The 15,167-nt window shown below is 65.2% G+C and carries 19 protein-coding genes; 4 read left to right on the top strand and 15 right to left on the bottom strand.

All coding sequences use genetic code 11. From position 1 onward, the window contains the following. Nucleotides 1-6: 6 nt before the first annotated feature. The 4 genes from M1D32_RS08460 to M1D32_RS08445 all read left to right on the top strand — a co-directional run bounded on the left by M1D32_RS08460 (nt 7) and on the right by M1D32_RS08445 (nt 3,728). Nucleotides 7-936 carry an ACP S-malonyltransferase gene (locus M1D32_RS08460; protein ID WP_458781790.1) on the top strand — a complete coding sequence of 310 codons (930 nt, stop codon included), beginning with the start codon at nt 7-9 and terminating at the stop codon, nt 934-936. Further along, the gene (locus tag M1D32_RS08455) at nt 933-1,994 is read left to right on the top strand and encodes a beta-ketoacyl-ACP synthase III (protein WP_458781789.1); all 1,062 of its coding nucleotides are present in this window, start codon (nt 933-935) and stop codon (nt 1,992-1,994) included. The genes M1D32_RS08460 and M1D32_RS08455 overlap by 4 nt, the downstream gene beginning before the upstream one ends. A gap of 80 nt (nt 1,995-2,074) precedes the next feature. Beyond that, a complete protein-coding gene (locus M1D32_RS08450) occupies nt 2,075-2,320 on the top strand; it encodes an acyl carrier protein (protein WP_009359314.1) in 246 nt (81 codons plus the stop codon). A gap of 172 nt (nt 2,321-2,492) precedes the next feature. Further along, a complete protein-coding gene (locus M1D32_RS08445; protein ID WP_458781788.1) occupies nt 2,493-3,728 on the top strand; it encodes a beta-ketoacyl-[acyl-carrier-protein] synthase family protein in 1,236 nt (411 codons plus the stop codon). Nucleotides 3,729-3,862: 134 nt separating this feature from the next. On the opposite strand, the gene M1D32_RS08440 is transcribed toward M1D32_RS08445, so the two are convergent. The 15 genes from M1D32_RS08440 to M1D32_RS08370 all read right to left on the bottom strand — a co-directional run bounded on the left by M1D32_RS08440 (nt 3,863) and on the right by M1D32_RS08370 (nt 15,088). After that, nucleotides 3,863-4,366 (bottom strand): DUF3145 domain-containing protein, encoded by a 504-nt coding sequence (locus tag M1D32_RS08440; RefSeq protein ID WP_163162703.1) that lies wholly within the window; start codon nt 4,364-4,366, stop codon nt 3,863-3,865. Between the two features lie 262 nt (nt 4,367-4,628). Beyond that, a complete protein-coding gene (locus M1D32_RS08435; RefSeq protein WP_458781787.1) occupies nt 4,629-5,555 on the bottom strand; it encodes a tyrosine recombinase XerC in 927 nt (308 codons plus the stop codon). A gap of 95 nt (nt 5,556-5,650) precedes the next feature. Beyond that, entirely contained in the window at nt 5,651-6,850 is a 1,200-nt protein-coding gene (gene dprA / locus M1D32_RS08430) for a DNA-processing protein DprA (RefSeq protein WP_458781786.1), read from the bottom strand. Further along, on the bottom strand, nt 6,847-8,391 hold the full coding sequence (locus tag M1D32_RS08425; protein WP_458781785.1) for a YifB family Mg chelatase-like AAA ATPase: 1,545 nt from the start codon (nt 8,389-8,391) through the stop codon (nt 6,847-6,849). The genes dprA and M1D32_RS08425 overlap by 4 nt, the downstream gene beginning before the upstream one ends. Next, entirely contained in the window at nt 8,392-8,745 is a 354-nt protein-coding gene (locus M1D32_RS08420) for a YraN family protein (RefSeq protein ID WP_458781784.1), read from the bottom strand. Nucleotides 8,746-8,877: 132 nt separating this feature from the next. Then, the gene (locus M1D32_RS08415) at nt 8,878-9,204 is read right to left on the bottom strand and encodes a DUF2469 domain-containing protein (protein WP_256248678.1); all 327 of its coding nucleotides are present in this window, start codon (nt 9,202-9,204) and stop codon (nt 8,878-8,880) included. A 52-nt stretch (nt 9,205-9,256) separates the two neighbouring features. Continuing rightward, nucleotides 9,257-10,105, bottom strand: a complete 849-nt coding sequence (locus M1D32_RS08410; RefSeq protein WP_458781783.1) for a ribonuclease HII — start codon at nt 10,103-10,105, stop codon at nt 9,257-9,259. A gap of 2 nt (nt 10,106-10,107) precedes the next feature. After that, on the bottom strand, nt 10,108-10,935 hold the full coding sequence (lepB, locus tag M1D32_RS08405) for a signal peptidase I (RefSeq protein WP_458781782.1): 828 nt from the start codon (nt 10,933-10,935) through the stop codon (nt 10,108-10,110). After that, a complete protein-coding gene (gene lepB, locus M1D32_RS08400) occupies nt 10,936-11,613 on the bottom strand; it encodes a signal peptidase I (protein WP_458781781.1) in 678 nt (225 codons plus the stop codon). An 84-nt stretch (nt 11,614-11,697) separates the two neighbouring features. After that, a complete protein-coding gene (rplS, locus tag M1D32_RS08395) occupies nt 11,698-12,057 on the bottom strand; it encodes a 50S ribosomal protein L19 (RefSeq protein WP_458781780.1) in 360 nt (119 codons plus the stop codon). 261 nt (nt 12,058-12,318) lie between these two features. Next, nucleotides 12,319-13,131 carry a tRNA (guanosine(37)-N1)-methyltransferase TrmD gene (trmD, locus tag M1D32_RS08390; RefSeq protein ID WP_458781779.1) on the bottom strand — a complete coding sequence of 271 codons (813 nt, stop codon included), beginning with the start codon at nt 13,129-13,131 and terminating at the stop codon, nt 12,319-12,321. Continuing rightward, a complete protein-coding gene (gene rimM / locus M1D32_RS08385; RefSeq protein WP_458781778.1) occupies nt 13,132-13,677 on the bottom strand; it encodes a ribosome maturation factor RimM in 546 nt (181 codons plus the stop codon). A 104-nt stretch (nt 13,678-13,781) separates the two neighbouring features. Next, nucleotides 13,782-14,024, bottom strand: coding sequence for an RNA-binding protein (locus M1D32_RS08380; RefSeq protein ID WP_458781777.1), 243 nt, complete (start codon nt 14,022-14,024; stop codon nt 13,782-13,784). 1 nt (nt 14,025) lies between these two features. Next, a complete protein-coding gene (rpsP, locus tag M1D32_RS08375) occupies nt 14,026-14,442 on the bottom strand; it encodes a 30S ribosomal protein S16 (protein WP_163162679.1) in 417 nt (138 codons plus the stop codon). Between the two features lie 205 nt (nt 14,443-14,647). Next, on the bottom strand, nt 14,648-15,088 hold the full coding sequence (locus M1D32_RS08370) for a hypothetical protein (protein WP_458781776.1): 441 nt from the start codon (nt 15,086-15,088) through the stop codon (nt 14,648-14,650). Nucleotides 15,089-15,167: the final 79 nt, after the last annotated feature.

Genomic DNA, 15,167 nt, shown 5'->3' with positions numbered 1-15,167 from the left:
GGTTACGTGCTTGCAATAGTCTGCCCTGGACAGGGCTCACAAACCCCGGGTTTTCTGGCCCCCTGGCTCGAACTGCCCCCGGTGGCAGGCCAACTGGCCTCCCTGAGCGATATCGCAGGCATCGACCTGATCGCCCATGGAACCACCTCCGACGAAGAAACCATCAAGGACACTGCCGTGGCGCAGCCCCTGATTGTTGCCGCCGGTCTCGTAGCCTCGGCTTCCCTCTTTGACGTCGAACTCAGCTCCCTGCCGGTGATTCTCGCCGGCCACTCCGTTGGCGAGATCACCGCTTCCGCCCTGGCCGGCGTCCTGACGGAACAGGAAGCCATGACCTTCGTCCGCGAGCGTGCCAACAGCATGGCTGCCGCCGCGTCCGTTACGCCCACCGGCATGAGCGCCGTCGTTGGCGGAGACCCGGCGGAGGTGCTGGCTGCCATTGAAGCAGCCGGCGCCACCCCTGCAAATGTCAACGGCGCGGGCCAGACCGTGGCTGCAGGAACGTTCGAACAGCTGAAGGCACTCGCCGACAACCCGCCTGCGAAGGCGCGCGTCATCCCCCTGAAGGTGGCCGGCGCGTTCCACACCAGCCACATGTCACCCGCGGTCAGCGCCCTTAAGGCGCTGGAGCCGGCGCTGAAGCCGCAGGCACCGAAGGTGCCCCTGCTGTCGAATTACGACGGCGGGGAAGTCACCGCTGGCGGTGCCGCCGTCGACAGCCTGATCGCCCAGGTGTCCCGTCCGGTCCGCTGGGACCTGTGCATGGAAAACCTGGTGCGGCTCGGTGTCACCGGCGTCATTGAGCTTGCTCCTGCCGGAACCCTTGCCGGCCTCGCCAAGCGCGGCATGCCCGGCGTCAAGACCGTTGCGGTCAAGACCCCCGACGACCTTTCCGCCGCCCTGGCGCTCTTCGCAGAACTGGAGGGCAACGCATGAGCGTTCCCACGCTGAAACAGGCTCCCCTTCAGGAACACACCCGGATCCTCGGGCTCGGCGCCTACCGGCCGGACGTCATTGTTACCAATGAGGACGTCTGCCAATGGATCGATTCCTCCGATGAGTGGATTCGCCAGCGGACCGGCATCGTCACCCGCCACCGCGCCGCTGCCGACGTCAGCGTGATCGATATGGCCGAGGGCGCTGCCCGGGAAGCCATGGAAAAGGCAGGGATCGAAGCATCAGACCTTGGCGCCGTCATCGTCTCCACGGTCACCCACCCCTACGCAACGCCGTCTGCGGCCGCCAGCCTGGCTGACCGCCTTGGCGCCACGCCGGCTCCTGCCTTTGACATCTCCGCTGCCTGCGCCGGTTACTGCTACGGCATAGCCCAGGGCGACGCGCTCGTACGCTCCGGTACCGCGAAGTACGTCCTGGTGGTTGGCGCGGAGAAGCTGTCCGACGTCATCGACAACCGGGAACGCACCATCTCCTTCCTCCTCGGAGACGGGGCCGGCGCCGTCGTCATCGGACCGTCCGAGACGCCAGGAATCGCACCCTCGGTCTGGGGATCCGACGGCAGCAAGTGGGACGCCATCGGAATGACCCGCTCCATGCTCGATGTGCGCGACCTTGGCATGGCTGCGCGGCAGTCAGACTCCACCGGCGACCTTGCCCTGCTCGAAGAAGCCCAGGAGCTCTACCCCACCCTGCGGCAGGACGGCCAGACCGTCTTCCGCTGGGCCGTTTGGGAAATGGCGAAGGTGGCCCAGCAGGCCCTGGAAGCGGCCGGTGTACAGGCCGAGGACCTCGTGGCTTTTATCCCCCATCAGGCCAACATGCGCATCATCGATGAGATGGTGAAGAAGCTGAAGCTGCCCGAGACGGTTACAGTGGCACGGGACATCGCCGATGCAGGGAACACCTCTGCAGCGTCCATCCCGTTGGCCACCCACCGCCTGCTGGCCGAGAAGCCGGAGCTGAGCGGCGGGTTGGCCCTCCAGATCGGCTTCGGCGCCGGGCTGGTCTTCGGCGCCCAGGTAGTTGTCCTTCCCTAGATACGCCCCCAACAGGCCGCAACCGCGTCCTGAACCATTTCCGGCAGCCCCTGCCGGCAATACAAGAAAAGGAGCCATCAATGGCTAGCAACGAAGAGATCCTGGCCGGTTTGGCTGAAATCGTGAACGAAGAAACCGGCCTGGCCCCCGAGGCAGTGGAGCTGGACAAGTCCTTCACCGAGGACCTGGACATCGACTCCATCTCCATGATGACCATCGTGGTTAACGCCGAAGAGAAGTTCGGCGTCCGCATCCCGGACGAAGAGGTCAAGAACCTCAAGACCGTCGGCGACGCCGTCAGCTTCATCGCAGGAGCACAGGCCTAGTCAAGGCTTTCGCCGTTTATCGGCTTGGCGGGGCTGCCGGTCCGGATGACCGGACCGGCAGCCCGCCGCATTTTTTCGGCACCCTGCTTCATCCGCAACGGGGCCGACCACCATTACGCGGGACCCTCCGGAAAGCCGGAGCCGGAATCCCCACCGAGGAAAGAGTGATCCCATGACACGCAAAGTAGTCATTACCGGTCTGGGTGCCACCACGCCCATCGGCGGCGACGTACCCACGATGTGGAACAACGCGCTCAAGGGGGTCTCCGGTGCCCGCACCCTGGAGGACGACTGGGTAGCCATATACGAGCTTCCTGTCCACTTCGCCGCCCGCTGCAGCACGCCCGCCCTCGAGGTACTCAGCAGGGTCGAAGCCAAACGGATGGACCCCTCCACACAGTTCGGCGTCATCGCGGCGCGCGAAGCGTGGGCCGACTCCGGCATCACCGAGTTCGACAAGGACCGGCTGGCTGTTGCCTTCGCCACCGGCATCGGCGGCGTCTGGACCCTGCTTGACGCCTGGGACACGCTGAAGGAAAAAGGCCCCCGCCGCGTTCTCCCCATGACCGTTCCCATGCTGATGCCCAACGGCGTTGCAGCGGCCGTGAGCCTGGACCTCGGCGCCCGCGCCGGCGCCCACACCCCGGTTTCCGCCTGCGCCTCCGGCACCGAAGCCATGCACCTGGGCCTGGACCTGATCCGCTCGGGCAAGGCAGACGTGGTGATGTGCGGCGGTGCCGAAGCAGCCATCCACCCGATGCCGCTGGCTGCCTTCGCTTCCATGCAGGCCCTGTCACGCCGCAACGACGACCCCCAGGGCGCTTCCCGTCCGTACGACCTTGGCCGTGACGGCTTTGTCATGGGCGAAGGCGCCGGCGCGCTGGTCCTCGAAGCCGAGGAACACGCGCTGGCCCGCGGTGCCCGGATCTACGGTGAACTCGCCGGTACCTCCGTGACGGCTGATGCCTACCACATCACGGCTCCGGACCCGGAAGGCCTCGGTGCAACCCGTGCACTCAAGGCTGCGATGTTCGACGGCCGCATCCAGGCCGAGGACGTCGTCCATGTCAACGCCCACGCAACCTCCACTCCCGTTGGGGACAAGCCGGAGTACACGGCTCTCCGTGCAGCACTTGGCAACCACATCGACAGTGTTGCGGTTTCCGCCACCAAGTCGCAGATGGGGCACCTCCTGGGCGCCTCCGGTGCCGTTGAGGCTGTACTCACGGTGCTTGCTGTCTACGACCGGAAGGCGCCGGTCACGATCAACCTCGAGAACCAGGATCCGGAGATCCCGCTCGACGTGGTCACGTCCGCCCGGGACCTGCCGGCCGGAAACATCGTTGCCCTGAGCAACTCCTTCGGCTTCGGCGGACACAACGCCGTGGTTGCTGTGCGCAGCGTGTAGTTTCTGCTCCGGGCTTGCAGCCCGCAGCAAAGAGGAGGCCCCGCCAGCTGGCGGGGCCTCCTCTTTTGCTATGGAGATTGCTTCCTGTGTCGCTCCCCTTACGGGAATGACGACGGCGGCTATGGGCTGAGCGGTCAGCCCACCTGGTGGAGCCAGCGGACTGGAGCGCCCTCGGCAGCATGCCGGAAAGGCTCGAGCTCCTCGTCCCAGGCTTCACCCAAGGCGAGCGACAACTCGTGGTAGACGGCGGCGGGATCGCCTGCTCCGGACTCGTAGGCGTAGCGGATTCTGTCTTCAGAGACCATGATGTTGCCGTGGACATCAGTGACGGCATGGAAGATGCCCAGTTCGGGCGTATGGGACCAGCGGCCGCCGTCAACACCCTGGCTGGGTTCTTCGGTTACCTCATAGCGGAGGTGGGCCCAGCCGCGCAGCGCAGACGCCAACTGGGCGCCCGTTCCGGGGGCACCTGTCCACGAAAGCTCAGCCCGGAACATTCCAGGCGCAGCAGGCTGAGGGGTCCACTCGAGATCCGTCCGCTTGTCCACGACGGAGCCAATGGCCCACTCAACGTGAGGGCACAAAGCGGTAGGGGCTGAGTGAACAAACAGCACACCGCGGGTCATTGCAACAGACATTCCATCCTCCATAGCTCTAGGTACGTCTTCCCCAACGACCTCTGCCTGGATGGAACTGCTGTGCGCTGGTGTGCGGTGCAACTCCTTGCCACATATTCAGTTGTTCAGATTAAGCGGCGTCCGGACTTGCTGGCCCGCAGGAAGCAAAGGAGCTTCAAGCGGGACTTGAAAGTTGCCGGACGTGACTCTTATTGTGCCGTACCCCGCGTAATTACGCCAGTGCGATTCGCGATTGCGGTTCATGCCCGGCGACTGTTCCGTGCTAGGCCCTGGGATGTGCCTGCTGGTAGCTTTTCCGCAGCCGGTCCACCGAGACATGCGTGTAGATCTGCGTGGTTGCGAGGCTGCTGTGGCCCAGGATTTCCTGGACGGCACGCAGATCGGCGCCGCCATCCAACAGGTGTGTCGCAGCGGAGTGGCGAAGGGCGTGCGGGCCCGACGCGGAGGTGTCCCCAAGAGCCTCGAGGAGCCCGTGGACTACCTCCCGGACCTGCCGTTGGTCCACGCGTCCGCCCCGGGAGCCCAGGAAGAGGGCGGGGCCGCTGTTCGCCCTGGCCAGCAGCGGCCGGCCGCGCCGCAGCCAGTCGTCCAGAGCCAGGGCTGCCGGAACGCCGTAGGGGACAGTGCGTTCCTTGTTGCCTTTTCCGATGACCCTGAGCGTGCGCCGGTCGGGGTCCAGGTCATCGACGTCAAGCCCCGCCAGCTCGCCGACCCGGATTCCGGTGGCATAGAGCAGTTCAACGATTGCGCGGTTCCGCACAGGCAGCGGCGCGCCGCCGGCGGCGGCTTCTTCCAGGCCGGTCAGCAGGCGCGTCAGTTGCTGCGACTGCAGGACCCCCGGCAGGTGGCGTTCCTTTTTGGGCGCCTTGAGCTTCAACGCCGGGTCCGAGCTGATGCGCTCTTCCCTCAGGGCCCACCCGGTGAAGGCACGGACGGTGGCGGCCCTGCGGGCAAGGGTGGAGCGGGCCACGCCTGCCTGGCTTTGCGTCCCCAGCCAGCGTCGGAGGGTTCCCAGCTCAACGTCCTCCAACCGGACTGCACCTTCGGAGGCAGCGTGTGCCAGGAAGCTGCGCAAATCCCCCAGGTACGCGCGCAGCGTATGCGCCGACACGGCCCGCTCCCCCGACAGGTAGCTCGAGAAGGCATTTAATGCCTGGCTCAGCTCCTGCGGCAATTCCTCGTTCTCCACTCTCCTACTGTCTCAGGTGGGGCCGCTGTTCAGAGGACTGACACGGCCCGCCAGAACTGCCAGTGTGAGTCCTGCTTCCGCTGCGCATCCCCTCATCAAGCAGATGCCTTGCCCCGCTTCCAGCCGCCTCTTTCGGACACCGCCAGCCCGAGCAACCCAAGCCGGCCCAGTCCCGCCCGGACGGATTCCTGGCTCAAGCCGGCGACGGAACACAGTTTTTCGACCGAGGTGGTGGAGCGCAGCGGCAGTGCGTCCAGGAGGATCAGGTCTTCGAGGGTCAGCCCGTCCTGGACTTCGGCTCCAGCCTGCCGGGGCTGCGGGAGCCCTGCTCCACTGGGCGCTGCCAGCTCCACAATCTCCGCTGCATCCGTGACGCAGACAGCACCGCCGTCCCGAAGCAACCGGTGGCATCCAGCCGAATTGGCACTATGCACTGAACCGGGAACAGCCCCGACAGCGCGGCCGAGCGATTCGGCGTGGTGGGCAGTGTTCAGCGCTCCGGACCGCCATCTGGCCTCCACTACAACAGTCACAGAGCACAGGGCTGCGATAAGGCGGTTCCGTTGCAGGAAGCGGTAACGGGTGGGTGCCGACCCGGGTGGGACCTCCGCGATCACCGCGCCCTGGTTGCAGACGGCACGGAGGAGATCCTCATTGCCTGATGGGTAAAAGCGGTCTACGCCTCCAGCCATCACAGCAATGGTTGGCACGGCGCTGGATCCGCCTGCCAGCGCGGCACGGTGGGCATGCGCGTCGATGCCGTAGGCACCACCAGAGACCACGGTCAGGCCGCGCTGCGCCAGGGAGTATGCAATATCCCCAGCCACCGACGCGCCATAGCTCGTGCTGTCCCGGGACCCGACCAGCGCGATGCATTTGTCCGCGCCGGGAAGAGGCTGCTCCTGTCCCCGCCACCACAGGCAGATCGGTTCCTGGATACCGAGGTCGGCCAGCTGCGCAGGCCACAACTCGTCCGACGGGATGATGAGCCTGCCGCCGAGCCGCGCCATGGTAGCGAGGTCCCGCTCGGGAGCGAGGTCTGGAATACGGGGCTGCCAGCGTTTCAAGGATGCGGTCATCCCGGCCCAGCCGCCAGCGGAACCATTGTCCGCAAGCAGGGAGGCGATCTCCTGCTCCAGCTCAGGCCCGGAACTTACCTTGCCGGTAGCTATCCGAAGAGCATCCACAGCGCCGCATACCTGCACGAGGGCCAAGCCTGCCGCATCCTGGGGCTCCATGAGCCGGGCAAGCGCGGCACGGGAAAGCCGTTCTGCCTCTACTGCCGTCCCATTCATGCCGCCACCGCCGCTGCCTGCCGCAGGCCCAGGGCCTGCCCAATATCGTCCCTGTCAGGTCTTTCCCGGTGCCCAAGATCGGCCAATGTCCAGGCCAAACGCAGGACGCGGTCGTAACCGCGGGCCGTGAGGACACCCCGCTCCAGCGAATGGTCGAGGATGCGGGTGGCGACAGGAGGCAGGCGAAGTTCTCCCCGCAGCACACGGCCCGGTATCTGCGAATTCGTTTCCAGGCCGAAGGGGGCCAACCGTTCAAGCTGCCGCCCGCGTGCGTTCCGGACACGGGCAGCGACCGAAGCGGTATCCTCCTCGGCACCGCCCTGACCGAACTCCGCCAGGGAAACCCTGTCCACCTGAAGCTGGATATCCACCCGGTCCAGGAGCGGCCCGGACATCCTCGCCAGATAACGTCTGCGCATCACCGGCGTGCACGTGCAGTCCAGCCCTTTACCTGATGCCTTGCCGCAGGGACAGGGGTTGGCTGCCAGGACGAGCTGGAACCGGGCAGGATAGGCAGCGGTGCCGGCGGAGCGGTGGATCACCAGCTCACCGCTCTCCAGCGGCTGACGCAGGGCATCGAGCACCCGGCGCTCGTATTCCGGCGCCTCGTCAAGGAACAGGACGCCCCGGTGGGCACGGGAGGCGGCGCCGGGCCTGGGGAGGCCGGAGCCGCCGCCGATGATAGCGGCCGCCGTAGCGGAGTGGTGCGGGCTTTCAAAGGGCGGCCGCCGCAGCAGTTGGACCGCAGATGATGGCAGGCCGCAGAGCGAGTGGATGGCGGTGACTTCCATTGCCTCGTGGTCCGCGAGGTCCGGCAGCAGCCCGGGAAGGCGCTCTGCGAGCATTGTTTTGCCTGCCCCCGGCGGGCCCGTGAGAAGCAGGTGGTGGGCTCCCGCCGCTGCCACTTCAAGGGCACGCCGGGCATCGCCCTGGCCGGAAACATCCGCCATGTCGGGGTAGGTCCCTGCGTCCTCGGCGCCATCGCCGCTGTGTTCAGGGTCCTCCGGTTCGAAGTCCAGTGCCAGTTCCTGCGGATCCGCCCCCGAATCCAAAGCGAGCCGGGCAAGCGTGCGGTATCCCCTGACGTTGGCGCCAGGCACCAGCGCAGCTTCCGCCAGGTTCGCCTGAGCCACCACGATGTCCGGATAGCCCGCCCGTACGGACGCTATAACGGCCGGCAGTATGCCCCGGACCGGGCGCAGCCGGCCGTCCAGCCCCAGTTCGGCAATGAAGACCGTATTGCCGGTGGGTTTGATGTCATTCGCGGCGCGGAGCACGGCCATGGTCACTGCCAGGTCGAAGCCCGAGCCGCGCTTGGGAAGTGAGGCCGGAATGAGGTTTGCGGTGATCTTACGGCGGCTCAGCGGAATCCCGGAATTTTTTGCGGCGGACCGGATGCGTTCCTTGGCCTCATTCAAGGAAGCATCCGGCAGTCCGAGAAGCACAAATGCCGGCAAGGTCTGGCCGATGTCAGCCTCAACCTCCACGATGTACCCGTTCAGGCCCACCAGGGCGATGGAGTAGGTTCTGCCGAGGGCCACTCATCCCACCCCCTTGAGATGCTCCACGAGGGGTTCGCCGCCGCCGTCCACGACGGCAATCACGTCCACCCGCCGCAGCGGCATCCGCAACTCCCGGTCGCGGCACCACGCGGAGCCGAGCCGGTGCAGGCGTGCGAGTTTCTCAGGGCCCACTGCTTCGAAGGGGTGGCCGTAATCCAGGGAACGGCGGGTTTTTACTTCGGCAATAACCAGGGCGTCGCCGTCGAGGGCCACAATATCGATTTCGCCTTCGCTGCAGCGCCAGTTGCGCTCAACAACGAGCATGCCCAGGGACTCAAGGAAGCCGACGGCAACGTCCTCGCCATGCCGGCCCAACAGGTCTTTTGATTTCATTTTTACCTCCACAACCAGCCTGTGGCAGCTTGGTTGCGGAGGTAAGGGAGGTCAGCCCCTATGTGGATTAAGGCCGGTCATCGTCCGTTGTGCAGGAAAAGTCGCACGGGAAATCCCACGTCCCACCGGGAGCTACTGGCCCAGGTCAACGTCCTTGGGCATTGCCAGTTCCTCGTTGCGCGGAAGCTCTTCCACATTGACGTCCTTGAACGTCAGGACACGGACGCTTTTGACGAACCGCGCGGAACGGTACACATCCCAGACCCAAGCGTCCTGCAGCGTCAGGTCAAAGTAGACCTCGCCGTCCGCGCTGCGGGCCTGCAGGTCTACGTGGTTGGCCAGGTAGAAGCGCCGTTCGGTCTCGACAACGTAGCTGAACAGTCCGACGACGTCGCGGTATTCACGATAGAGCTGCAGCTCCATGTCGGTCTCATAGTTTTCAAGGTCCTCAGCACTCATGATTCCATCTTGCACCATGTGCGGCGCCGCTGGCGCCCGAGCACGGCCAGAGTCAGTCTTCGATGCCCGCTTCGTCCTCTGCGGCTTCGTCCCCGCCGGCCGGCCCGCCGTCCAGCAGTTCCCCGCCGAGGAGGCGCCAGCTGACGCGGTGGTAGGGCGTTGGCCCTGCCGCGCGGAGGACATCACGGTGCAGCACGGTGGCGTAGCCCTTGTTGATGTCCCACCCGAAGTCCGGGTACTCGGCATGCAGCTCCCGCATCATTTTGTCCCGCTCCACCTTGGCGATGACGCTGGCGGCGGCAACGCTCAGGCATTGCATGTCAGCTTTGATCTTGGTGTGAACCGGGGCGTCGCAGGCCGCTTCCAGCACAGGTTCGTCGAACAGCGATAGCTGGTCTGCGGGCGAAAGCCAGTTGTGGCTGCCGTCCAGGAGCACGAGCTCCGGAGTGACTCCCGCGGCGATGATCTCCTGCCAGGCACGTGTCCCGGCAAGGCGCAGGGCAGCGATGATGCCAAGCGAATCAATTTCCTGCGCCGATGCATGGCCCACTGCAGACGCTACACTCCACCTGCGCACCAGGGGATCAAGCCGTTCCCGTTCCGCGGGGCTCAGCAACTTGCTGTCCTTCACGCCGGCCAACGGCTTCTGGCGCTCCAGGTCCACCACAGCGATGCCGACGCTCACGGGACCGGCAAGGGCGCCGCGTCCCACCTCGTCAACACCTGCCACCAGCCGCACCCCTTGGGCCTTGAAGGTGCGTTCGTGTCTCAAGGTGGGCGCCTTAGCCGGGCCCTTGGCCGCCTTCGTGGAACCGGCGCGTCCCTTTGCGCGGCTCGCCTTCACGGGGCTCGCCTTCGCCGGGCCGGCCGTTGCGGAACTGGCTTGGACTGCTGAGGACATGGTCAGGGAGCCGCCGGTACGCTCCGGAACACGTCCGGGTAGTTGCCCAGGGTTGTGATCCGGTTCAGGGGCCAGGCGATCACGGCAGCCTTGCCTTCGAGGTCTGCGATGTCGATGAACCCGCCGTCGGAATCCATGTGCGCCCTGGAATCAGCCGAATGGTTCCGGTTATCGCCCATCACCCACACCTTGCCCTCGGGGACAGTCACATCGAAGTTGCGGACCTGCGGGACCTCAGCCGAATTGACGTAGTTTTCGTCAATGGCGGTCCCGTTGATGGTCAGTTTACCGCCGTCGTCGCAGCAGACCACGTGGTCACCCGGCAGCCCGATGACCCTCTTGACCAGGTGCTGCTCGGAATTGTCCGGCAGGAGGCCAACAAAGGTCAGGCCGTCCTGGACCCACGTGAATGGTCCTTCGGTTTCTTCCTCTGCCGGCGGAAGCCAGCCCTTGGTGTCGCGGAAGACCACAACGTCACCCCGGCTCAGTGAGAAGGGTTCCGGCACCAGGAGATTAACAAAGATCCGGTCATCGATGTCCAGGGTGTTGACCATGGACTCGGAGGGTATAAAGAACGCCCGGAACAGGAAGGTTTTGATGAGGAAGGAGAGCACGACGGCGATCACCACCACTGTGGCAATCTCCTTCAGCCAGGCAAGCACCTGGCTCCCGCCCGAGTTCTCGCTTGCCTTGGCGGCGGCCCTGCTTCCGGCCGGCGCGGGAGCGGGCGCGTCCGGACCAGCCTCGGCTGCCCCGTTCGCGGCGTCGGCCCGGGAATCCGGAGCGCCGTCGGGACGCGGTTCGGGTGTCCGCGCGTGGTTCTCGGGCATTTACTGTCCGTTCTCTGTTAAGGGTCCTGCCGCTGCCGGCCGAGGTACTTCAGCAAATCTATCAAGCGGCCAGAGGATCTGGACCGGCCTGCCAATAACACGGTCCACCGGCACCATCCCCCCTCCGGGAGCACCCAGCAGGCTCCGTGAGTCGGCAGACAACGACCGGTGGTCACCCAGCAGCCACAACCGCCCCTCCGTCACTTCCGCGGCGAACTTCTGGGTACTGGGGGCATCACCGGGAAAGATGTATGGTTCGTCCAGTGGCTGGCCGTTAACGGTGATGCTGCCGTCGGCGTCGCAGCAGGCCACGGTGTCCCCCGGTAAGCCGATGACCCGTTTTACATAGGTCGTGTCGCTGCCGGTGAGGCCAAGCCACTGGGTGATGGCGGATGCGGCGTCCACCAACGGGCCCTTGCCGCTGTTGAGCGGTGCGAAGGTTCCCCTGCCGTCGAAGACCACGATGTCGCCCCGGCGGATGGGTTCGGCCCGGAAACCGGTCCGGGACACGAGGATGCGGTCCCCGCCCTCCAGGACCGGCTCCATGGACTCGGACGGTATGAAGTAGACATCCAGCCAGAGCGAGCGGACCAGGCCGCTGACTGCAACGGCGAGGAAAAGGGCAAGGAACACAAAACGCCAGCCCATTTTTCGGGGCTGGCGTTTTGTGTGGTCCATAAGTCCGTATCCTGGGCGCTGGTGCATGGCTCCGGCGCTGGCCGAATACGGCTGCGGCCCTGCCTTTGTAGGTCTGTAAAGGACTTACTTGGCGGTGCTGAAGTCGCGCTTTTCCTTGATCTTCGCAGCCTTACCGCGCAGTGCACGCATGTAGTAAAGCTTGGCGCGGCGCACATCACCCTTGGTGACGAGCTCGATCTTTTCGATGATCGGGGAGTGCACCGGGAAGGTACGCTCCACGCCGACACCGAAGGAGACCTTGCGGACCGTGAAGGTCTCACGAACGCCCTCACCCTGGCGGCCCAGGACGAAGCCCTGGAAAACCTGGACACGGGTGTTCTTGCCTTCGATGATGTTCACGTGGACCTTGAGGGTGTCACCGGCGCGGAACTCGGGAACATCGGTGCGCAGCGAGGCTGCATCTACGGAATCGAGAATATGCATGATTGCACTCCTGGTGAACGCCACAGGTCATTCACTTTGGGTCACGGCAGCCAAGCCCGGACGCTTACAGCGCTACCGGAAATTCCTGCCGAAAGGTAAGTGGTCCGTCCTCTGTCACTGATTGAAGAGGCCGGTTGTCTTAGCTGTTGGTTGCGCTCCCCCTGTGGCAGGCGCGGACCCAGCAGACACAAGGACTAATTTTGCCACAGTCCGCCACGTACAGCCAATTACCCATGCTCACAAGGTTGGAACGGGGCCGGGTCAGTGCGGCTGTTCCCCCGGCGCGTCGGGGCGGCGCCGCAGCCGTCCGTCGACGACGTCGTAGCCCAGGTCCTGCAGGGCGGTGCGGTCGGCACGGGGCAGCTTGCCGGCGTCGAACGTTTCGAGCAGGTCCGGGCGGCGCTCGGCCGTCCGGCGGAACTGTTCGCTGCGGCGCCACTGCGCAATTTTTCCGTGGTTGCCGCTGAGCAGCACGGCCGGCACTTCCCGCTCTCGCCAGACGGAAGGCTTGGTGTAGACGGGGTACTCCAGCAGCCCGTCCGAATGGGACTCCTCCACCAGCGAGTCGGGATTGCCCACGACGCCGGGCAGGAGCCTGCCGATGGCCTCGACCATGGCCAAGACAGCCACTTCCCCGCCGTTCAGGACGTAGTCCCCCAGGCTCACGGGGCGGACGGTGAAGTGCTCCCGGGACCACTCGATCACCCGCTCATCGATGCCCTCGTAGCGTCCGCAGGCAAACGCGAGGTGCTCCTGTTCCGCCAACTCGTAGGCGAGGGCCTGGGTGAAGCGCTCCCCCGCCGGCGATGGAACGATCAGGACCGGCTTGCCCGCATCCTCCGGACGGTCGGCAGCGATGGACGAGAGCGCCTGCGCCCATGGTTCAGGCTTCATCACCATTCCGGCGCCGCCACCATAGGGCGTGTCATCCACCGTGCGGTGCTTATCGGTGGTGAACGCGCGGAGGTCGTGGACGCGAAGGTCCAGCAGTCCGTCCTGGCGGGCCTTGCCGATCAGTGACAGTTCCAGCGGCGCCAGGTACTCGGGAAAGATACTGACGACGTCGATCCGCATTTACGCTTTGCCTTCAGTTTCCATGGTGGCGTCCTGGTCTGAGTTGAGCTCGAACAGGCCGTCCGGCGGGGTGAGGAGGATGAAGCCTTCCTCGATGTTGACCTCCGGCACGATCTGCTCGACGAAGGGAATGAGGATTTCCTCCCCCTTCGGGGTTTTGACCAGCAGCAGGTCCTGCACGGGCATGGTGTTGAGCGCGGCAACCTTTCCGACAACACGGGATCCGACGCGGGCTTCCAAGCCGACCAGCTCGTGCTCGTACCAGCCTTCATCGTCGTCCTCGTCGAGCTCTTCGGTTTCAATGAAAAGCTTGGCGCCGCGCAGGGTTTCCGCTTCATTGCGGGTTTCAATCCCGTCAAAACCCAGCAGGAGGATGTCCTTGTTCCAGCGGGCGCTGTTTACCGTCAGTGGGCCCGCAGATTCCGGCTCAACCACAAATTCCGTGCCCGGCACAAACCGGTCCTCAGGGGCGTCGGTCAGGACCTGGACGGTAACTTCCCCGCGGATGCCGTGGGGTTTGCCGATTCGTGCCACCTGGAGCTGCATGTATTCCTCTGTCTTGGATGTGGTTGGCTGTGTTCTGCGGAAAGCACTCCGGCCCCTCCACCGTTGGTGGAGGGGCCGGAGCAAAGACTGGTATTGCTGAGCGCTTAGCGGCGGCGGTCGGTGTCGACGACGTCGACCCTTACCGGTTCGCCGCCGGCCAGGGCTGCCACAACGGTGCGCAGTGCGCGTGCCGTGCGGCCCTGGCGGCCGATCACCCGTCCGAGGTCGTCCTGGTGGACCCGCACTTCGAGGGTGTCCCCGCGGCGGTTGCTCTTCGAGCTGACCTTGACGTCATCCGGGGTATCGACGATTCCCCGGACCAGGTGTTCCAGCGCTTCTGCCAGCAATTTACTCAGCCTCGGTGGTCTCTGCTTCGGCCGGTGCCTCGGCTGCGTCAGACTTGGATGCCTTCTTGGTGATGGCTTCCGGGATGATCACGGAACCCTTTTCCGGGGCAACGAAGGCTTCCTTCTGGGTTTTGGTCCTCAGGGTGCCTTCCTGGCCCGGGAGGCCCTTGAACTTCTGCCAGTCACCGGTGATCTTCAGGATCGCGGCAACCTGCTCGGACGGCTGGGCGCCGACGGACAGCCAGTACTGGGCACGCTCGGAGTTGACCTCGATGTATGAGGGCTCCTCGGTGGGGTGGTACTTGCCGATCTCCTCGATGGCGCGGCCGTCACGCTTGGTGCGTGAGTCTGCAACAACGATGCGGTAGTACGGTGCGCGCATTTTGCCAAAGCGCTTAAGGCGAATCTTTACGGCCACTTTTGTGGTCACTCCTGTTTCAGAAAGGGGGTGAACCCGGCGTTCTGCACCCGTGGGGCGGGCCGTACTTGCGGGCTCGAAGGACAGGATCCGGACGCGGAGAGAGGGGCCACGCAGATCGAGTACCTGTTTATTGTGCCAGATGAGCGCCCTAATTTCGACTTGACACCCGGCCCGCCGTCACCGGCGAGGGCGGGGCGCTCCGTCAGGAGGACCAGACGTACAGGCCGCTGCGCTCGGAGTCGTCGATTCTGCTGGCCAGTTCCGCCAACTGCTCCACGTAGGCGCGCGCCTGGCCAGCATCGAAAGGCATGTCGTCCTGGGCCGCCCACTGTTCGGCGACGTCATCGAGGACGTTGCCCTCGCCTTCCACCTCGTACGTCAGGAGGTCGGCCAGGGCACGGACCATGGCCGAGGGCACCGCCAGGAGCGAATCGCTGGCCACGTCCACCATGGTCAGCTCATAGTCTGCCCCGCCGGCGTGGACGGCAGTACCTGCCAGCTCACCGAGCTGTTCAACTTCAAAGTCACTGATTTCCGGGATCCTTACGGCCTGCTCGGCCTGCCCGCTGCCACCTTGGTCCAGCACGCCGGCACGCTTCAGCGCGCCGTCGTGGGTAGCGACAAAGATCTCGGTGAAGCCCATGGGAATGCCCTCATTCCGTCGACGGTGCGGCCCCGCAGGCGGCACCTGCCGCCCGGCCGTTCGATTTCAGCCTAGTACA

Source organism: Arthrobacter sp. D3-16, assembly GCF_054408515.1.
Note: the sequence above shows the minus strand (reverse complement) of the source record. Positions and strands in the feature narration are given on the sequence as shown.